This window comes from Niallia sp. FSL M8-0099 (assembly GCF_038006945.1).
GTDB lineage: Bacteria > Bacillota > Bacilli > Bacillales > Cytobacillaceae > Niallia > Niallia circulans.
Map to the genome: position 1 here is coordinate 2431514 of NZ_JBBOWF010000001.1, position 19225 is coordinate 2450738.

Here is a 19225-nt window from a genome sequence, read left to right on the forward strand (position 1 = left end):
TATCCTATCCTTTGAATCTTCATAATAATGGGAGTACTTTTACTTTGCAAGCCAAAAAATAAACGCGGTTGTCCCCCTCTATTTTACGAACAAATTTGAAGTTTTCGTTTTTTCTCTCCTTCAATCACCCTATTTATGGTATAATACGAAACGTTATTGTAAAGAAAGAGGACAAGCAGATGAAACAAACATATTCTATCAAACAAAAGCTATCTCAAATGATTATTATTTTATTTCCTGTACTGGTTACCCAGGTTGGTATTTTTGCATTAAGCTTTTTTGATACAACGATGTCTGGACATTATAGTCCAGTTGACTTAGCTGGAGTAGCAGTAGGCAGCTCCTTGTGGACGCCAATATATACAGGACTTAGTGGTATATTGCTTGCTTTACCTCCGATTGTCTCCCAATTAATAGGAAAAAACGAGCAAAAAGGGGTATCATTTTCTGTTATCCAAGCAGCATACTTATCTTTTAGTATGGCTATCGCCTTATTAATTATTGGTTATTTCTGTTTAGATTCGATTCTTGCAAATCTTGGCTTAGAACAGGATGTCTATAGAGTCGCATATCATTACTTAATCGCATTGAGTACCGGAATTATTCCTATTTTTCTATACTTTGTACTGCGTTCTTTTATTGATTCTCTTGGCCAGACGCAAATTACCATGTTTATAACGCTAATCGCAATACCGATTAATATTCTCTTAAATTTTGCACTAATCAATGGCATTTGGATTTTCCCCGAATTAGGCGGAGTGGGAACTGGGTATGCAACTAGTATTACTTATTGGGTAATGCTCTTTATTGCGGTTTATATCGTCCATAAAAAAAATCCTTTTGTAGCTTTTCAGTTATTTAGCCAATTTCCGGCCGTATCATGGAATAAATGGAAAGAAATATTGACAATTGGCGTCCCGATTGGTTTTTCTGTATTCTTTGAAACAAGTATTTTTAGCGCAGTCACGATTTTAATGAGCAATTATGATACCAATACAATTGCTGCCCACCAATCAGCTATTAATTTCGCTTCTCTTTTGTATATGGTTCCCCTCAGCATTTCTACTGCTTTAACCATTCTTGTTGGTTATGAAGTTGGAGCTAGACGAACAAAAGATGCTAAAGCCTATAGTTGGTTAGGTGTTGGACTTGCTGTAATCATCGCATTTATTAGCGGAATGATTCTTTTGACGTTTCGAACTAACATTGCTGGTATTTATACGAATGACTGGGAGGTTCTCCATTTAACAGCCCACTTTCTTATTTATGCGATATTCTTTCAACTATCTGATGCAATACAAGCACCAATTCAAGGAGCTTTACGAGGGTATAAAGATGTAAATGTTACCCTTATCATGAGTTTTCTATCATATTGGGTAATAGGTCTGCCTAGCGGATATCTTCTTGCCACTTACACTAACTTAGGACCCTTTGGCTATTGGATTGGACTCATTATCGGCCTTGCAACCGGTGCAATGTTCTTAACGAGCAGACTATTTAAAATTCAAAAACACAAATTTAGTGATAAACAATATGAAAATTAACACCGAACTGTGTCAATTAACACAGTTCTTTTTTATGAGATGAAAATGAATTCCTGCCCTAAATCTCCCTTTAGGCAAATACACACTTTTGGCATATGTGAATACAATAAAAAATAAGCATATATTTGTAAGTGAGAAAGGATGAATTTCCAATGTTCCCGTGGAATTTATTCCCTTTTAATAAAGATGCCAAAAGTAGAATGGACCAAATGAATCCGCAAGATATCCAAAAGTATGTGCAAGAAATGATGGATAAACTTATGCCTGAATCTCTACAAAAAATGGAACCAGAGAAAATGTTTCAGAGCTTTTCAAAAGGAGCAAATTATCGTAACGATAATATTAACCATGCCGAGAAATTTAATTATGTTGTTTTTGAAACACATCATCATGTCTATGTCAGAATTCCTATTCTTGATAGCAGCTGGTTAGAGCATATTAAGATTTTCTATACATCCAATCAACTTATTATACAGCATATCCCCTTATTTGAAGATAAACACACAATCACACTTCCAGCAATTGTTCGAAAAAAAGGATCTGTCGCACTTTATAAAGATGATATTTTAGAAATAAGAATTCAAAAGAATATTGATATTCACTATTCAGAGATTGATGTTACAGAAATGAATTAATAGAAAGAGGAGATTTTTATGAGTTTTGATAACTTAAAAAAAATCTATCAATTTTCAGAGAATAGTCATAAGGAAGACTACTGGAAAGATATGTTTGGATCAAATGAAAAAGCATGGTTCTCCCATCCATCTGCATCCATAAAAAATAGTAATGCGTTTCCTGCTTGCGATTTTTATCTATTCCATTCTCGATATTATATTGACATAGAGTTACCAGGAATAGATATGAATCAGCTTTCGATACATTTAAATAACAAACTTTTATGTATTGAAGGTTATTACCAAACCATTATTCCTGATTGTGCCTATCTTTTAAAAGAACGGCAAAACAAACATTTTATTAAAAATATAACAATACCCAATTATGTAAATCAAAAAGATATTGACAAGAAATATGATAATGGAATATTACAGCTTTCTTTTCCCTATAAAGAAAAGGAGGGAAAGTAACTTCCCTCCGACTAATTATCCTCTTTAAATTTACCGATAATAATTATAGAAATAATTTATCATAGCAATAAAACGGTTTGTCTTTTCCATCAAAAAATGTCGAACCAACCTTATTATATCCATTCTTCACAAATAAGTTTTGGGCCTTATCATTTAATGAATATGTATCCGTTTTTAAGTAAAAAATATCTTGTTCAATCGCATACACTTCAGCAAATGCTAGTAAGTTACTTGCAATGCCGCCTCCACGAATATCAGGATCAACAACTAAACGGTGTAAAACCATATATTCCTTATTATCATAACTCCAATCAATTTTCTCATAATTTTTACCGCCAATTCGATCTATTGTAATAGAACCCACGACTTTATCATCCATAATAGCTACAAATAGATTATTGTTTTCCATATCAGCCAGGAAGCTGGCTTCGTTTGGATATTTATGAGACCATTGATCATTACCTTCTTCTTGCATAATGACCAAAGCCTTTTTTACAATCTCCATAATAACTGGTAAATCATCTATATGTCCTTGTCTAATTTCCACAAATAATTTCTCCTATACAATAATTTATTACCTGATGTCCTATTCTTTATTTTGCTTTATATAAAAGTAGATATTCAGGAAAAATCATTATATAAATTTCTAATCAAAAATACCACTATTTTGATTAAAAATAGCGCTTATTTTAGAATTTCCATTTTTCAGATAAAAATATATCCGGACACAAAAAAAATACAGCCTCATCATCAATAGATTGAAGCTGTATTTTTAAAGTTGCGGAAATTTATACTTTATTTACCAATAAATTGCTGCGTCCAATAATTACCATTTTCTACATAACCAACACCAATATGGGTAAATTTATTGCTTAAAATATTCGCACGATGACCTTCACTATTCATCCATGCATTTACTACTTCTTCTGGCGTTCTTTGACCTTTGGCAATATTTTCTCCGGCTGCTTTATACGTTACACCAAATTGTTTCATCATATCAAATGGGCTTCCGTATGTTGGGCTTGTGTGATCAAAATAATTATTTGCACTCATATCTTGTGACTTTGCTTTTGCAACTTTACTTAATTCATTATCTAGAGTAAGTGCTGGCAATCCATTCTTCGCTCTTTCTTTATTCGTTAAATCTACTACTTGCTTTTCAAATGCGCTCACGGAAGAACTTGCATTAGCTGAATTGCTTTTTGTAGATTCAGGGGTAGTATTTTGTTGTGTTGTATTAGATTTTGAATTTGGTTGCTGCTGTACATTACTAGTTTCTTTTGGTTTCGCTGTTTCTTTTTGTACTTCTTTCGGTTTGATTGTTTCTTTCTGTACTTCTTTTGGTTTGACTGTTTCTTTTTGTACTTCTTTTGATGTTTCCTTCTGTTTAGTAACAGGATAAAAAGCCTGTTGGTTATCCATAGATCCTATTAACTCGTTCAAAACTTTATCTATATCTATATGATAATTAGAAGATATATTATGGAAAATTTTATTTAACTGTTCTTCTGAAAGATTGTGTGCTTGATAGATTGTTTTAGCTTCTTGTGGTTGAATCGTTGAAGCCTCCGCTTTATTTGCTAGTGGAGTTGCCATCAATAATGTTGAAGCAGCTGCCACTGAAAAAATTAAATTCTTCTTTTTCATTGTTTATTTCCTCCTTGGTTATCCAAATCGAAATAGTCGTAGATTTTGTTGTTTCGACTTACAACAACATCATACCATACGTTTTTTTGTCATATTTCTGGATATTAAAACCAATAGAAAGAAATTGGAATCATTTCACATGGGTAAAAAAGGGATATATAATAGGTTAATAGCTATATCAACTAATTTATCTCCCTTTGTTTCTACAAAATATGAATGGTTATAAAATCCTTTTTTTATATTTTATAGTAACTGAACTATATTTTAGATCAAAAAACATCCTTGACAAACTTTTTTGGACTAACTTTAAATAACATTAAAGACAAACAGTTTACAAAAATTTAGGGTTTATTACAAGCTTTTAGTGTTTATTCTTATTCCTTAGAATGCATAAAAAACGGTAAATTTGGAAACCTAATATGGATTAAAATACCTTATAAAGAATGGAGTATTGATATGAACAAACCGTATTGCTGCCCCAATTGCAAAACAAATCGCAGTCGCTTTAATATTATTCAGCAAGTTCCTCAATCCGTTAAGCTAGATCCGCAAACAGGCAATGTTATAGAGGAATATTCATCTGAGAATTTATCTCCTTTTCATATGGGATATACTGGTCCAGATTATCGAATTCAATGCGCTGCTTGTGGTTTGGTTGAAGATGAAAAAACCTTTATTAAGTTTGGAGAAATGAAAGGATAATAAACGGATTTAAGCATAATGGTAAAAAATGTGGGTGGGACAAAACAAAATATATAATGGTTAAAGACGAACAATCTCTAATTTAGTGGTCAAACCAACTCGTCCCATTACGTTACAGACATTCCATTTCACACCGTTTTTAAAGATTATTTCTTTCCAGCATTTATTTCAAAAGAAACTAAATGGAGCAGCCATGATACACGTAGACTCCTATGGGAGCTGCGAGAAAGTTCAAGACTACACAGGAAAGAGGAGGCTTGGCGCTCGCCCCATGGAAGCGAAGTGTATTCAGGCTGCGGGTGATTACCACAAACCTTCTTTCTTAAAATAAATAAAAAAACCAAACAATTATACGAATTTTTTAGTGTGTACGTATAATTGTTCGGAGTTAGATTTGGTTGAATTACTTATGTCCCACTCTCTATCTTTTACCTGAACTATTCAAACGGATGTTCCTTCACTTTTACCTTCCATCCTTCTAATGGTGAAGTCCGAACTAATACTAGATCTTTTTTTATATTTCTTGTTCTGGCATTTTTCATATATACATTACATTCAATGGTAAGAGTAACTTGCAGCGCCTGCTCATAAACTTCAGGATTAACCACATTTAAACGATTTATTTTGATATTCTCTATCATAGCTAGTTCTGAAGACCAATCTTGCTTCGTTGTAATGTATGATAAAATGGTTGCATCTTTTTCTTTTATCCCTGCGATAAAGGCTTTGACTACATCATTGGGATTCATTTGTTCTAAGTACTGTCTTAATTGACCTGCTGCTTTATAGATCATTAATTTATGAGAAAAATCCATCTTATCTGTTTTATGTGTTGTGCTCCCTAAAAAATGCACACAAAAATGTCCAGGAAAGTTATTTGCTAAGGCACCTGCTCCATGAGGCATGCCATGCATGGAAGCTGCGAACCATTGATCATTTACCATAATGAGAATCGCTCTTCTTCTCCAACTCCATTTCCCTTCATAAATACCTTTCATTATCTTTGTATCTTTTACAGTTAATGGCTGTACATCTGCATGTTGGCTGCCCGCTCTCCGTTGTACCTTAAACTGCTTACCTGTTTCAATATCTAAAATAGTAAATTTGCTATATTTTGGAATAATCTCATTAATGGCATTCCATGATAATAATTGAATATCAAAACTAATCGGGGAAGAAATATTTTCTTCGGCTCCCATCACTAAAGGTGCCGGAGTTATAAGAATACAACAAAGAAAAAGTAATAGGAATTTTTTCTTGTTCACAATAAACCACCTTCAATATGATTTCCTATTGAAAGTTTGCCCTATTTTCTTCTCCGTACTCTGATTTATCTTCAATTGTTAAAATATCATGCTATTTATAATTGATCCAACGCTGCCCCTATCTTCTTCCAATCGACATTTTCTCCAATAAACACCATATTCAGTGGCATTTTCATGTCTTCTCTCATAAATAAAGGCATGCCGTATGAATATTGAAATAAGTCTGGATGTTTTGCTTGGTGAAATTGAACATATCCTTTTATGCGATAGATCGTATCAGGCAGCTCTCTTAAGAAATCTTCAAATTGGTCTGCTCCAATGCTCTTTTGGAATGTATAAACAAATGTACTTAAATGCAATGAATGGATGGATGTTTTTTCGATATCCTTATAGTAATGGCTCTCCATTTGGAGTAATTTTTCAAAAGGGAATTTGGAATAAGTAGTCAGCAAACTAAAAGCATGTGGATTAATCGATTGAAGCTCAAAGCTAATTTTTGCTTTTTCAGCTTCTGTTAACTCGTCTTCTTTATTAATAATTAATATACTTGCATGCCTTGCTTGCTCTAGAATAAGTTGTTGAATTGGTGCGTTTAAAGCTGATCGCTCAAGCCACTGTCTTCCATCTATAACTGTTATGATTCCTTTGAATCGTAGACGATTGGCAAAAAGAGGAGAAAGAATCCCATCTATCGTTTCAACAGGATGAGCAGCTCCAGTTGTTTCAAAATAAATAACATCTGGTTTTTCTTCCACTAATAATGTTTGTATTTGTGCTTCCACTTCATCTTGGATCGTGCAGCATACACACCCACCAAGTAACTCTTTTAATGGAATATCACCATCTATTTCGTTAGAGTCAATGGAAATCCTGCCTAATTCATTCATTAAGACAGCCGCTTTTCTGCCAAGCTCTTTCTCTTTTTTTAATATTTCTTTTAATAATGTTGTTTTTCCACTACCTAAAAATCCGGAGAGGACGTATATATCTGTCTGTTTCATCTTATATCTTCCTTTATTTATAATAATTTTTGAAAAAAGAGCATGCTTACTTTTTGAAAACAGCCTAAGAAAAAGAGGATGACAATTGTCTGTCACCCTTTACCATGAAGATCTTATTTTTTCATTTCATCTTTTAATACTTCTATCGCTTTTTTCATTTGTGTATCTGATTTTTGAAGTTTTTCCCGGAGTTTATTCATTAATTCTGTTGTTGTTTCTCCGGTAATAATTCCATCTTCTTTTAATTTTTCTTTCTTTTGAAATTCTTTTGCAGCATTTTCCGTACTATCATCAAAATAGCCATTTGTATTGTCTACATCATATCCTAATGCTTTTAGCATTTCTTGCGCCGTTTTAACTTCTTCTGAATTGCTGCCTTTTTTCAATTTACTTTCTGGATTAATCATTGTTAAGCTTGCATAACTTGGAAGTTCTACTTTATAGGATGGTTCAATCCCTTTTTCATGAATCCAGCTACCATTTGGTGTCAACCACTTATCTACCGTAAATTTAATATTACTTCCATCTGTGAAACTTTTTGCTTGTTGAACGGTTCCTTTACCAAACGACTTAACGCCAACAAGTGGAACATTGGCAGATTGATTAACCGCACCAGCTAATATTTCTGAGGCACTTGCACTTCCACCATCGATTAACACAACAAGTGGAATGTCCATATTACTGCTATTTTGCGAAGTAACTTTTTCTACAGTTCCATTTTTATGTTCGATTTGATAAATAATTTCCCCATCTGGGACAAATAAACCAGCAATTTTCTTTACTTCTTCTAATAAACCGCCTGGATTATGACGTAAATCAAGGACAATACCTTTCATACCATCCTCTTGATATTTATTTAAGATATCGACTAATTCCGTTGCTGTATGCTCCGAGAAGCTTGTTATTTGGATTTTAGCAATTTTATCTTTACCCATTTCTCCATAAACAGTCTCAATCGGAATCGTATCTCTTGTAATCGTTATTTTTAACGGTTCACTTGCACCAGACCGTTCTATTTCTAATTCTACATTTGTCCCTTTTTCACCACGAATTAAAAGAACAGCTTCTGAAGAACTCATTCCTTGTAATGACTCACCATCTACTGTAAGAATTTTATCGTTCGGTTTAATTCCTGCCTTTTCAGCTGGTGATCCTTTTATTGGCGATACTACTACAATGCTATCATTTAATTGCTGAATTTCTGCTCCTATGCCTTCAAAAGAGGAAGAAATACTTTGTTGGAAGTTTGCAGCCTCTTCTTCATTCATATAATCAGAATATGGATCATCAAGTGCTGTAAACATCCCGTCAATAGCACCATTCACTAAATCTACTGAATTTAAATCCTTGTAATAGTTATCCATTAATGTATCATACGCTGTATACAGTTTATTGAATTCTTCCCTCTGATTATTTACCGTAACAGCAGGCTCATCACCAAAAGAAAAAGCAATCGTTGTAATCCCAGCAGCGGCAATGACTACTACAAATAAAAGCATGACAAAATAAAACTTCTTAATTTTTATATATCCTTGTTCGCTTTCTTGCTCTATTTCTTTTTCTGTATTATTGTTACTGTTATCCAAATACTTCACCACTTTCGTTTCCAAGAGAGTTTTACACTATGTATGCAAATAGAATACCACGTTTATTTTTACTTAATCAAATATAAGGAAATTCTTCTATTAATAGGGAACAGAAAAGGAATGATTGATGTGGTATTCCTTTTCTGCGCCCTAGCTTATATTTTTCGAACGACCTTAAAGTACTCTTCTAAGGTCCAGTCATTTTCATAAATATCTTTTGCAGATTTTTTACCTACATATCGAAAATGCCACGGTTCAAATTCATATTGTGTGATTTTCTCCTTCCCTTTCGGATAACGGAGAATAAAGCCATATAAATGAGCATTTTCCTTTAACCATTTTCCTTCTTTCGTCTCTCCGAATTCCTCTGTTAATAAGAAGTTGGCACTCTCACTTGATATATCCATTGCAAGTCCTGTTTGATGTTCACTATTTCCAGGGTACGCAACTGCTTGTACCGCCTTCTCTTTTCCAACCCGGCTAACCTCCGCATCATAGACCTCCGTTTGACGGTTGTAAGAACGATAACCAGAAACTGCATAAAGTGTAATGCCACTTTTCTTTGCATCGTTAAACATGTCCTCCAACGCTTTTGCTGCTTCTTTTCTCATATAACTTTTTTCAATATCCTGATTACCAAAGGAAAATTCAACATTTGGTCTCACTAAATCCTTTGGAGCATAGCCATCTGGTAAGCCGAATTCTTTATTAACAAGAGAAACAATATTTGTTGGATTTTGAATGATCTTTCTTCCATCAACCTCTTTTATGTCATTAAAAAAAATAGATTCAAGTGTCCAAGGTGTTTTTTCTTCCTCTGACACTGTCTCAGAAGGTTGTTGCTCCTCATCCTTGACCTGATCCTCTTTGTTAACTGGTGTTTCCACTTCTTGTTCCTTTTCAGTTTTATCCCAAAAAGAAACTTTGTCTTGTATTGATTTTAAATCTACTTTTTCACACCCTGTTAACATTGCAATCGCTAATGCTAAAGATGAGATAGCTACTGATTTCCTCATTTATGTCACCTTACATATCATTAAATTTTCTACACTACTGGATTTTATAAAGGTATGCAAAAAGCATACCTTTTTCTATTGCTAATTATTTTATTGCTGCTTCTAAAGCCACTTCAATCATTTCATTAAATGTTGTTTGTCTTTCATGTGCTGTTGTTTCTTCGCCAGTTAAGATATGATCACTTACAGTTAAAACAGAAAGGGCTTTACGATTAAATTTAGCAGCTATCGTATAAAGTGCAGCTGTCTCCATTTCTATTGCTAAGATTTGATATTTCGCCCATTTTTCCAGCTCAGAATTATCGTTATAAAACATATCTGCGGTAAAGACATTTCCTACTTTTAAAGATAGTCCTTTATCCAATCCACTATCATACGCTTTTTTCAGCAAATCAAAGTCCGCTGTTGGCGCGTAATCTACTCCTCCAAAGGTTAAACGATTCATTTGAGAATCCGTTGAAGCACTCATTGCAAGAATGACGTCTCTTACTTTTACATCCTTTTGGATTGCACCACATGTTCCAACACGAATTAAGTTTTGGACATTATAGCTGCTAATTAACTCATTAATATAGATAGAAATAGATGGAACACCCATCCCTGTACCTTGTACACTAATTCTTTTTCCTTTATATGTCCCTGTATAACCAAACATATTACGAACTTCATTATAGCACACTGCATCTTCTAGAAAATTTTCAGCAATATATTTTGCTCTTAATGGATCCCCTGGAAGTAAGACAGTTTCTGCAATTTCCTGTTCTTTTGCACCAATATGTACACTCATTTTTATTTCCTCCAATTGACACTCATTTCATTGTTTCAATCCAAATATTACATGCTTATTAAAACTTCACTATTTGTACTATATCATATTCTAATATGCTGTAAAACATATTTAATTTTAGCATAACAAATTTTTGATGAGGTTATACTAAAATTAGTTTTCCTACACTAAGAGAGGCAAAACTAATTTTTATCCTATTTTATAGGAAAATAAAGGATTCTGTCGTGAGGGGGATTATAATGGGTAAAAAACATCGAAATAGGATTAATTCTCCAAAGAAGAATAATCATATACCAAAAGAGGCTATTATTGCAGAACAGGAAGCGCATGGAAAAGAATACTCTGCAACGGGACGCAAACGATAATATGACCTTTCAAGCTATTAGAGTGCTATAAAATTATGTATAAAAAAATGGTGAGATTTCCTCACCATTTTTATTATCTTTATTCATCAAGTTCTTCGTCAATAATGCATTTGTCCAATAAATATTCAAATGTAATGTCAGCCAATTCTTCCATTTCACCTTCAGTAGGAACGAATCCCCTTTTTACTAGCTCACGAAAGAAAAACTCTGCTATTTCCTCAGTATCAATAATTACGTCGATTTCTTTCATGCTTATCGCCCCCCTTTTTTAAAGAATATATGTGACATTAAGAAAAAAATGCTTTCACAATAAAATTATCTGATAAAACAGGCTTTTTTTCAAGAAATATTATCTAGTATATAGCAAATTAATTGAAAAAATAGACATGCTTTGCATCCGGTCCACATATAGTTTAAATAAAAAAGGGAGGCATTTAATAATGAATAAAATCCAATTCGTAGTCGAAGAAATAAAAATAGATTTGAACAAGGAAAACAGTGAAATCCTCACTATTTTTCATTCCCTTTTACAAAAGCTTTTTTCCCTTCTAGTCATTAGCAGCATACCGATGTTTATCTATCTATTATTCTAGATTTTCGTTTCATTATCTTTATCAGATCTGCTGCTGACCAACTTGAGTTTTCGAAGGGTTAACTTCATAACCTGCTCATATTCGGTATCTTTAAATAAAGAATATAAAATACTGTAATCATTATAGATATCTAGCAATCCGTCAATGAGCTCTTTCTTCTCCTTACTTCTTTCTAATAATTCTTTTTCGGTCTGCTGGAAAGAGCTATTCGCCTTTTTTAACTCAATGGATTTTTGTTTTTTATCCAATATATAAAGTAGTCCTAATTTTTGTATAAATGAATCTGCACTATCTGCATCTGCTACTAGGGTTAATTCATCTTCCCCTGCTTCTAGCCATTCTCCATCACTTACTCTAGAAAGCTCATAAATTACATCTTCCCATGCATCGTTTTTATATCTCCAAATTTCTGTTCGAAACCCCATTATTTTAAAAAGATTGGATCCATATCCTTTCACTTTGACTAAATCACCAATAAAGAAGCGAAATTCAATATCAATCTTCTCTGAATCCATAATTTCACCATCATACTCAGAAAGCATTTGCAAACTGGATTCCAAATATAAACCTTCACTTTTATTTACTTCATATACATGCATATGATCCAAATATTTTACATCCGTGATTTTTCCGACCGTTCCATATATCGTGATCACGACTGTATCACCAATTTTGAATTTTGGTTTTTTTCGATTCGCCATAATAACAAATCCTCTCTAAACAAGATTGTGTGGCACTGCTACTTATGCGTTTTTCCCCCACACTCTTGAATAGAATATTTGATCCATGAAGATGGGGGATATTAAAGGAATATTATCCTATCTTCAATTACCATGTAATTTCCATCCTTTTCCGGCTATACTTTCACTTATTTGGTACTACTATCATATGCAACAAACCACTATTCGCGCATAAAAATTCTCTATCTTCCTAATTGTGTTATTGTCACTCCTTAAACGGTTTATTCATTATATGTGTATAGGTTAAAAGGAAGAATACTTTCCAATGTTTAAGTACAAGCATCAGCTCTTCCTTTTTTTCTTCTTATTATTTAAGGAATAATTAACCTTTTAGACAGGCAACATTAAGAAGATAAAAAAACATCCAAACAAATTGTGGTTGGATGTTTTCAATAGCTATAATTCTTCTTTTCTTCTTGAAATAAATATTTCTCCCATGCCTCATCAAAAATACGCATGCTTGGAAGATAATGACCATTTAATTCTAGATAATCGCTTATTTCATCATAATCAAAACTATTTTTGGGAAAATCATGATCAAGATAAGCTTCATTCGCAAATTCGCTAATTTGATCATTTGGTTCGGGATGTCTAAACTTCATAAGAAAATGATAAAAAGATTTAGTCATGATCTCACCTTCCTTGATCGATAGATATAACGTATACTATACATAATTGAAAATAATGGTGCAAGTGATTTAGTTGAATTTAAATTCATTCAATAGTAATTGTCCGAAGAGCCTAAATTTCTTCTCATTCAAAATACAATAAAATTACTGGTTACCTTGTATTTCTGTAGGGTAATTTAATGAACAGGATATTCGTTAATTAATAAGGAGGGTAAGAAAATAGAAAAATGAAAAAAGGATTGAAATATTTTATTTACTCTCTTATTTTTATTGTCATAACCAGCATGGCATATGCATTAGTTCATTCTGAACAACCGAAAAGAAATGTTTACAAAAAAATTACGGATGGAAAACAAGTGAACTATTTAATTGTAGGCGATAGTATTGGCAGGAGTTCAGGGGCAAGCAACAATCATCGAAAATGGTTTCACCTTATGGAAAGGAGCTTAACAGAAAAATATGGAGGCTCATTTAAAAAACAGTTAGTAGTACAAAGCGGAGCCACTGCATTTGAAGGATTATATAAATTGAAAAATAGTTTATCTAAAAATATTGATTTAGTATTTATTGTATTTGGAGAAAATGATCGAAAATATATGGATGATAAGCAATTTTATTTCTTTTATCAGTCTTTATTAGAAGAGGTTGTCCTCCGTTATCCTGATGCAGAATTAATAACAATTACAGAAAGCAGTCTAGATAATGAGGACTTTGTGAACGTTATAAAACAGATATCTAAAAACTTTTATGCAACAAATATTGATATGAGAATTCCTTTTCGAGAATCTAGATTATCAACTGAACGATTAACAAATGATCTTGTACACCCAAATGACTATGGATATTATCTATATGCTCAAGAAGTCGTTAATACGCTGCAAAAAGCAATTCACAATAAAAAGAAAGTACTGACTTCTACTATACCTGTTAATGAGGTATCTAGTTTGAAGATGAAAACCAGTTATCCTATTGATTCAATCGACCCTTCTTTCCGAAAAAAAGATGGTTATTATACATCCGGTAAAATTGGCGCAAATATTGAATATCATTTTAGTGGTTCTTTTTTAGGAGTAAACGTAATCAGAAGTGAAAAGGGTGGAATGATGGATGTATTTATAGACAATAACTATGTAACTACTATTTCCACATGGTGGCCATTTAAAAAAGAAAGATCACTCTATGTCACTAGCGGTCTAAAAAATACGGATCATAAGGTTACTTTTCAAATTTCCGCACATAAATCAAGATATAATATAACCGATCAACATTTGATCCAAATATCTTCTATTATCACTAATTAGCAAAAATACTTCCTTGAAGAAAGGGGGGGATACCTATCATGGCATCCCCCTTTCTTCTATTATCTAAATAAACTTAAATACTTACCATATCCTTTTTCTTCCAATTCTTCTTTTGGTATAAACTTCATCGCTGCTGAATTCATGCAGTATCGTAAGCCTGTAGGTTGCGGACCATCATTAAATACGTGACCAAGATGAGAATCAGCCTCCTTACTTCTCACTTCTGTGCGTATCATTCCATGACTAGTGTCTTTCTTTTCCGTTAATTCTTCTTCATCAATTGGCTTTGTAAAACTTGGCCATCCACAGCCAGCATCATATTTATCAAGGGAACTGAATAATGGTTTTCCTGAAACAATATCGACATAAATCCCATCACCAAATTCATCCCAATATTCATTACGAAATGGTGGTTCTGTTCCATTGTTTTGTGTTACTTCATATTGTATGGGTGTTAATTTTTCTTTTAGTTTGTCTTTTTCCATTACTCATCTCTCCAATTCTCTTGAATATATGCTGCACGTCCTGATCCAATATGATAACGATTATAATGTTCAGGATTCTTTCTGTAATAATCCTGGTGATAATCCTCCGCAGGATAAAAAGTAGATGCTGGAAGAATTTTTGTTACAATCGGTTTACTAAATCTACCACTTGATTCTAATTGTTGTTTAGATATTTCAGCTGCTTGCTTTTGTTCCTCACTATGGTAAAAGATTGCTGTTTGATAGGATTGACCGCGATCATAGAATTGCCCCCCTGCATCAGTTGGATCAATTTGCTGCCAATAAATACTAAGCAAATTTTCATATGAAAAAACATCTGGATCATATGTAATTTGGACTGCTTCATAATGTCCCGTCGTTTCAGAACAAACTTCTTTATAGGTTGGATTCTCTTTATGTCCTCCTGTATACCCAGAAACAACTTTGATAATCCCTGGCTCCTGATCAAAAGGCTTAACCATACACCAGAAACATCCTCCTGCAAATGTTGCCACTTTTACATTTTCCTTCACATCTATACCCCCCTAAATAACTTTCTCCTCTTTTTTATTCCCTTATCTCCATGATTTCACACTATTAGCTTAATGTTTATAAGAGAAATATGCAAAAATTAAGTCTCTAAAAGAAACGTAAATCCCCTGATTCATAAGACCAAGGGACTTTTTATAAAAACAATCAAGTAACTACATCTTCTTAAATTGTTTATTCCTATTTTTCCATATTTTCTTTTGATCTGATTGTGCTTTTTTATCTTGTCGTCTCTCAAGAAAAGCCAGTTCTCTTAACAGCTTTTTATAGCTAAGTAATCGTTCTTCTTCGATTTTCCCATTTTCAATAGCAAGCTTTACTGCGCAGCCAATTTCCTTTTCATGCTGACAATCTCGGAATTTACAATATGCTGCAAATTCTTCTATTTCAGAAAAACTATTAGAAATACCCTCTTCACTATTCCATAATTGCAGCTCCCTCATTCCTGGAGTATCAATTAATACTGCACTATTCGGCAACAAAACCATCTCTCGATTTGTAGTAGTATGTCTTCCCTTTGCATCGGACTCTCTAATTCCTTGGACTTCCTGTTTATTGTATCCGCATAGATAATTTGTTAAAGTAGATTTCCCGACACCAGATGAACCTAATAAAGCGACTGTCTTTCCAGGAGAAAGAAATGTTGTCAACGTTTCTAATCCAATGTTATTTACAATACTTACTACTATAATAGGAATACCAAAAGCTACTGATTCTACTAAAGTGACTTTTTCACTAATATCATCTACTAAATCCGCTTTCGTTAAAACAATGACCGGTCTTGCTCCACTTTCCCATGTTAAAGTTAAATAGCGTTCTATTCTTCTTATGTTTAAATCTTCATTCAATGAATTAACTAAGAAAATAGTATCAACATTGGCTGCTACTATTTGTTCTTCGGTACTATTACCTGCTACTTTTCTAGAAAATTTGCTTACTCGAGGTAATATGTTTATAATGGTTCCTTTTTCTTCAAGAATTCTCGGCGAAACAATCACCCAATCGCCAACTGCGGGTAATTCTTCTCTTGACTGTGCAGTGTATGCTAATTTTCCGGATACTTCACATAAAAGCTCACCATATTCCGTCCACACTCGATACATTCTTTTGTGTTCTAAAGAAATTCTGCCAATTATTTGATTTTCCTTTGCAACCATTTCAAACGCTTCTTTGATAGTTTCGTTAAAACCAATCTGGGTTAATTCCATGTATAGACCTCCAAATATTTGTAAATTAAAAAACCATGGTGCATACAGCCCATGGTTTCCCTACAAACATTTAGAAGTCTCCACATAAGAACTTATCCTCTATCTATAGATGACAAATACTCATTTATTGACGTAACCGTTTGGGCTGTATGCTATATGAATAAACGATTTAAAAAATGTATTGTTACTCATAAGACATCAGCCCCTTTCACTTATTAATTTTATTATATAAATATTCATTTAAATTGTAAAGCCTATTTTATTAGGCACTCTCCCTAATCTTTAGCATATTCTATTTTCAGAAGACTCTTTTCTTCATCTGTCAAGCTGGATTTACTTTTAAATCGTAATGGAAAGTAAGAGAATTATGAATATTAGGGGGAAGTTCCATGACAAGAGATCATTTTCACTCCATCCAAGAAGCTGGAATGTATAACGTATTAAGTGATTACTATAAATATACGAATCCTGAATTACATGTATATTATTATCATAAGCATCTTCAAAGCTTAACCCATGCTTTAAAGAAGGAAAGTAAGTCTGCCATTGTCTCGGACATCCAGAGGCAAAATGAATATGGGAAAGTCAGGTTTTTACAAGGCACTAATAACTTGCCTGCTGTTGATATTTACATGAATGGTATATGTCTGTTAAGAGAAGTATCCTTTAAAACGATGAGCAATGAATTAACATTGCCTGCTGGAAAATATCAACTGGATATATATGAAACTGGGAAGGAGATAGATCCATTATCCAGTCAAATATTGAATATTGATTGTAATGCATATCATACTTTTGCTCTTGCTGGCAATGAAAGAAACCTCACAATACATTCATTTCCTGAATTTCCAATTGTACCAGCAAACGAAACAAAACTACGAATTATTCAACTGGCAGAAAACCTGCCAACCATTGATATCGCCGTTCAAAAAGGAGATATCGTATTTCCATCCATTCCTTATAGAGGAGCAAGTTCTTATTTAGGATTGTTTCCAATGACTGTCTATTTAGAAGCAAGAAATACAGAAACAAAGGAAGTATTAAAGAAATTTCCTGCTCTCCAATTAGAAGCCGATAAAACATATAGTGGATTTATTGTCGAAGGAACCGATGAAAAAACTTGTGAATTATTAATTTTTTCCTGTTAGCATAAAGAGGCTATTCTCAAAATCTCCCACCATTAATCCATTTACATTTGGGATAGGAGACTTTTTAGAAATAGCCTTTCATACATTACTTATTCAGTTGGCAGCAATAAATTAAATTGAATTATATTTTGCTCTAAATCAAATGTTTTCGCCTCTACTAACATTCCGTTTTTCAAGTCCATCTTAGTTAAATGAACATATATTTCTTCTTCATTTGGCTGAATATCAACCCAATCTGGAAAATTATATTGATTTTCAATGAAATTCATTACATAAGATACGGGTAACGGCAGATGACCAATACTTATTTCTTTTTGTTTTAATAATAAATCCCCATTTTCTAATGCTATTGGTTCAAAGGTTAATTTCATTTGAATATCTGTTTGAAAAATCGGCATCGTACCATATAGCTCTACTTGATCCGCTATATTTATTTCATAATGAATCGGACCATTAAGTCCTTCTTTTTCTAGAAAATGATTAATTAGCTTCGTCAAATCCTCACGATTTGTTGTAACAGCAAATGGAACTTCTTCTCCTTGCTGCTTTAATATCGGTGTCTTCTCAACTGGTTTAAATATCATTATCGCTATATAAATGATACCAAGTACAAGAACACCTGCTAATGTTAAAAATGCTAGTTTCCACTTGTTCTTAAACAACCTTTTCTCCTCAATTCTCCGTCTGCAAATTCTCCAGTATATCAGCTAGTGGCGCTGTTAACATCTTTTCATAGATGGCTTCAGCAATAAGCTGATATCCCTTGTCATTAGGATGAAAATAATCTTCATAAAGTAAATCTGATGTTGGATTTTCAAAAATATTCTCGATACTCACGAAATATGTATGCTCATATTTTGCTAATACCCTTTCACTTGTACTATTCCAATCGGCCACAATTTGATTCATTTCTTTGATATCGGAAAACATCTTGATAAATGGGTTATAGACCCCAACTACTATTACGACAGCTTTAGGATTGTATTCTCGTATACTAGCCAAAACATTATTTAGATTATCTTCATATTCGCTTAATTGTGCCTTAAAAGAATCCATTTGCAAATTGGTAATATTATTTCGTACAACTTTCATAATATCATTTCCACCAATAGTAATAATTACACCATCTGCTTTTTTAATTGACTCACTAACTTCCTCTGTTTTAATTCTTTTTAATAACTGATCGGACCTGTTGCCTCTTACCCCATAATTCAAAAAATCTGCCTTATTTACTCCTTTAGTTTCTTCAAGTAAAGTTTGCAGATATGGAATATATCCCCCTTTTCCAGTGCTGTCACCAACACCTTGTGTGAGAGAATCTCCAACAGATACTATTGCTAATTCTTTTGGTAAAAAACTGACTGGTATATCCTTTTTATTCAAAACTACCATATCTTTTTCTGTATTATAGAGTGTCTGATTGGAGCAGGAAACAAGCATTAAAAGAGAAAATAATAAAACAAGAAAGGTAAATGGTTTTTTCATCTTTTCACCTACCTTCATTTTTTATAGTATAGCATATTGAAGAGAATTCGAAATGAATTTATGCACTTATTTTTTTCCAATAAGCTCCC

23 protein-coding genes are annotated in these 19225 nt (G+C 33.0%); 8 read left to right on the plus strand and 15 right to left on the minus strand.

All coding sequences use genetic code 11. The annotated features are described in order from the left end of the window. The first annotated feature begins 179 nt into the window (after positions 1-179). From NSQ92_RS12025 to NSQ92_RS12035, 3 genes are all read left to right on the plus strand, one after another. Entirely contained in the window at positions 180-1544 is a 1365-nt protein-coding gene (locus NSQ92_RS12025; protein WP_341152819.1) for an MATE family efflux transporter, read from the plus strand. Positions 1545-1696: 152 nt separating this feature from the next. Then, positions 1697-2179 (plus strand): Hsp20/alpha crystallin family protein, encoded by a 483-nt coding sequence (locus NSQ92_RS12030; protein WP_095259055.1) that lies wholly within the window; start codon positions 1697-1699, stop codon positions 2177-2179. A gap of 18 nt (positions 2180-2197) precedes the next feature. Then, complete coding sequence (locus NSQ92_RS12035) at positions 2198-2629, plus strand: Hsp20/alpha crystallin family protein (protein WP_095259056.1); 432 nt, start codon at positions 2198-2200, stop codon at positions 2627-2629. Between the two features lie 43 nt (positions 2630-2672). Here the strand turns inward: NSQ92_RS12035 and NSQ92_RS12040 are convergent, their stop codons facing one another. Then, the gene (locus NSQ92_RS12040) at positions 2673-3176 is read right to left on the minus strand and encodes a GNAT family N-acetyltransferase (RefSeq protein ID WP_047940470.1); all 504 of its coding nucleotides are present in this window, start codon (positions 3174-3176) and stop codon (positions 2673-2675) included. A gap of 248 nt (positions 3177-3424) precedes the next feature. Next, complete coding sequence (locus tag NSQ92_RS12045) at positions 3425-4276, minus strand: CAP domain-containing protein (RefSeq protein ID WP_095322267.1); 852 nt, start codon at positions 4274-4276, stop codon at positions 3425-3427. Positions 4277-4732: 456 nt separating this feature from the next. Between NSQ92_RS12045 and NSQ92_RS12050 the strand changes: the two genes are divergently transcribed. Beyond that, positions 4733-4978 carry a hypothetical protein gene (locus NSQ92_RS12050; protein ID WP_047940468.1) on the plus strand — a complete coding sequence of 82 codons (246 nt, stop codon included), beginning with the start codon at positions 4733-4735 and terminating at the stop codon, positions 4976-4978. Positions 4979-5415: 437 nt separating this feature from the next. Here the strand turns inward: NSQ92_RS12050 and NSQ92_RS12055 are convergent, their stop codons facing one another. The 5 genes from NSQ92_RS12055 to deoD all read right to left on the minus strand — a co-directional run bounded on the left by NSQ92_RS12055 (position 5416) and on the right by deoD (position 10633). Continuing rightward, a complete protein-coding gene (locus tag NSQ92_RS12055) occupies positions 5416-6243 on the minus strand; it encodes a hypothetical protein (RefSeq protein WP_179290064.1) in 828 nt (275 codons plus the stop codon). A 95-nt stretch (positions 6244-6338) separates the two neighbouring features. Then, a complete protein-coding gene (locus NSQ92_RS12060; protein WP_144544908.1) occupies positions 6339-7244 on the minus strand; it encodes a CobW family GTP-binding protein in 906 nt (301 codons plus the stop codon). Between the two features lie 113 nt (positions 7245-7357). Beyond that, a complete protein-coding gene (locus NSQ92_RS12065; RefSeq protein WP_285850767.1) occupies positions 7358-8830 on the minus strand; it encodes a lmo1851 family serine protease in 1473 nt (490 codons plus the stop codon). A gap of 155 nt (positions 8831-8985) precedes the next feature. Beyond that, positions 8986-9846: a M15 family metallopeptidase gene (locus NSQ92_RS12070; RefSeq protein ID WP_341152820.1), complete on the minus strand. Its 861-nt coding sequence runs from the start codon at positions 9844-9846 to the stop codon at positions 8986-8988. 85 nt (positions 9847-9931) lie between these two features. Further along, positions 9932-10633 (minus strand): purine-nucleoside phosphorylase, encoded by a 702-nt coding sequence (gene deoD, locus NSQ92_RS12075; RefSeq protein ID WP_047940464.1) that lies wholly within the window; start codon positions 10631-10633, stop codon positions 9932-9934. 239 nt (positions 10634-10872) lie between these two features. Between deoD and NSQ92_RS12080 the strand changes: the two genes are divergently transcribed. Then, a complete protein-coding gene (locus NSQ92_RS12080; RefSeq protein ID WP_095259060.1) occupies positions 10873-10998 on the plus strand; it encodes a hypothetical protein in 126 nt (41 codons plus the stop codon). 79 nt (positions 10999-11077) lie between these two features. Here the strand turns inward: NSQ92_RS12080 and NSQ92_RS12085 are convergent, their stop codons facing one another. Further along, positions 11078-11248, minus strand: coding sequence for a YozD family protein (locus NSQ92_RS12085; RefSeq protein WP_082138223.1), 171 nt, complete (start codon positions 11246-11248; stop codon positions 11078-11080). 190 nt (positions 11249-11438) lie between these two features. On the opposite strand from NSQ92_RS12085, the gene NSQ92_RS12090 reads away from it, so the two are divergent. Continuing rightward, entirely contained in the window at positions 11439-11591 is a 153-nt protein-coding gene (locus tag NSQ92_RS12090) for a hypothetical protein (protein ID WP_156485379.1), read from the plus strand. Here the strand turns inward: NSQ92_RS12090 and NSQ92_RS12095 are convergent. Beyond that, positions 11588-12292: a hypothetical protein gene (locus NSQ92_RS12095; protein ID WP_047940463.1), complete on the minus strand. Its 705-nt coding sequence runs from the start codon at positions 12290-12292 to the stop codon at positions 11588-11590. The genes NSQ92_RS12090 and NSQ92_RS12095 overlap by 4 nt on opposite strands. 428 nt (positions 12293-12720) lie before the next feature. After that, positions 12721-12960, minus strand: a complete 240-nt coding sequence (locus tag NSQ92_RS12100) for a YozE family protein (RefSeq protein WP_047940462.1) — start codon at positions 12958-12960, stop codon at positions 12721-12723. 227 nt (positions 12961-13187) lie between these two features. Between NSQ92_RS12100 and NSQ92_RS12105 the strand changes: the two genes are divergently transcribed. Further along, on the plus strand, positions 13188-14261 hold the full coding sequence (locus tag NSQ92_RS12105) for an SGNH/GDSL hydrolase family protein (RefSeq protein WP_095322269.1): 1074 nt from the start codon (positions 13188-13190) through the stop codon (positions 14259-14261). A 59-nt stretch (positions 14262-14320) separates the two neighbouring features. On the opposite strand, the gene msrB is transcribed toward NSQ92_RS12105, so the two are convergent. The 3 genes from msrB to rsgA all read right to left on the minus strand — a co-directional run bounded on the left by msrB (position 14321) and on the right by rsgA (position 16503). Further along, on the minus strand, positions 14321-14746 hold the full coding sequence (gene msrB, locus NSQ92_RS12110; RefSeq protein ID WP_047940460.1) for a peptide-methionine (R)-S-oxide reductase MsrB: 426 nt from the start codon (positions 14744-14746) through the stop codon (positions 14321-14323). After that, positions 14746-15279, minus strand: a complete 534-nt coding sequence (gene msrA, locus NSQ92_RS12115; RefSeq protein WP_082138222.1) for a peptide-methionine (S)-S-oxide reductase MsrA — start codon at positions 15277-15279, stop codon at positions 14746-14748. Before msrA ends, msrB begins: the two co-directional genes overlap by 1 nt. A gap of 171 nt (positions 15280-15450) precedes the next feature. Beyond that, positions 15451-16503 (minus strand): ribosome small subunit-dependent GTPase A, encoded by a 1053-nt coding sequence (gene rsgA, locus NSQ92_RS12120; RefSeq protein ID WP_341132623.1) that lies wholly within the window; start codon positions 16501-16503, stop codon positions 15451-15453. A gap of 389 nt (positions 16504-16892) precedes the next feature. Here rsgA and NSQ92_RS12125 point away from each other — a divergent pair, with 389 nt between their 5' ends. Next, the gene (locus NSQ92_RS12125) at positions 16893-17651 is read left to right on the plus strand and encodes a DUF4397 domain-containing protein (RefSeq protein ID WP_341132624.1); all 759 of its coding nucleotides are present in this window, start codon (positions 16893-16895) and stop codon (positions 17649-17651) included. A gap of 89 nt (positions 17652-17740) precedes the next feature. On the opposite strand, the gene NSQ92_RS12130 is transcribed toward NSQ92_RS12125, so the two are convergent. Both NSQ92_RS12130 and NSQ92_RS12135 read right to left on the minus strand, forming a co-directional pair. After that, positions 17741-18313 (minus strand): YpmS family protein, encoded by a 573-nt coding sequence (locus NSQ92_RS12130; protein ID WP_047940457.1) that lies wholly within the window; start codon positions 18311-18313, stop codon positions 17741-17743. Between the two features lie 10 nt (positions 18314-18323). Continuing rightward, a complete protein-coding gene (locus NSQ92_RS12135) occupies positions 18324-19136 on the minus strand; it encodes an SGNH/GDSL hydrolase family protein (protein ID WP_047940456.1) in 813 nt (270 codons plus the stop codon). Positions 19137-19225 lie beyond the last annotated feature (89 nt).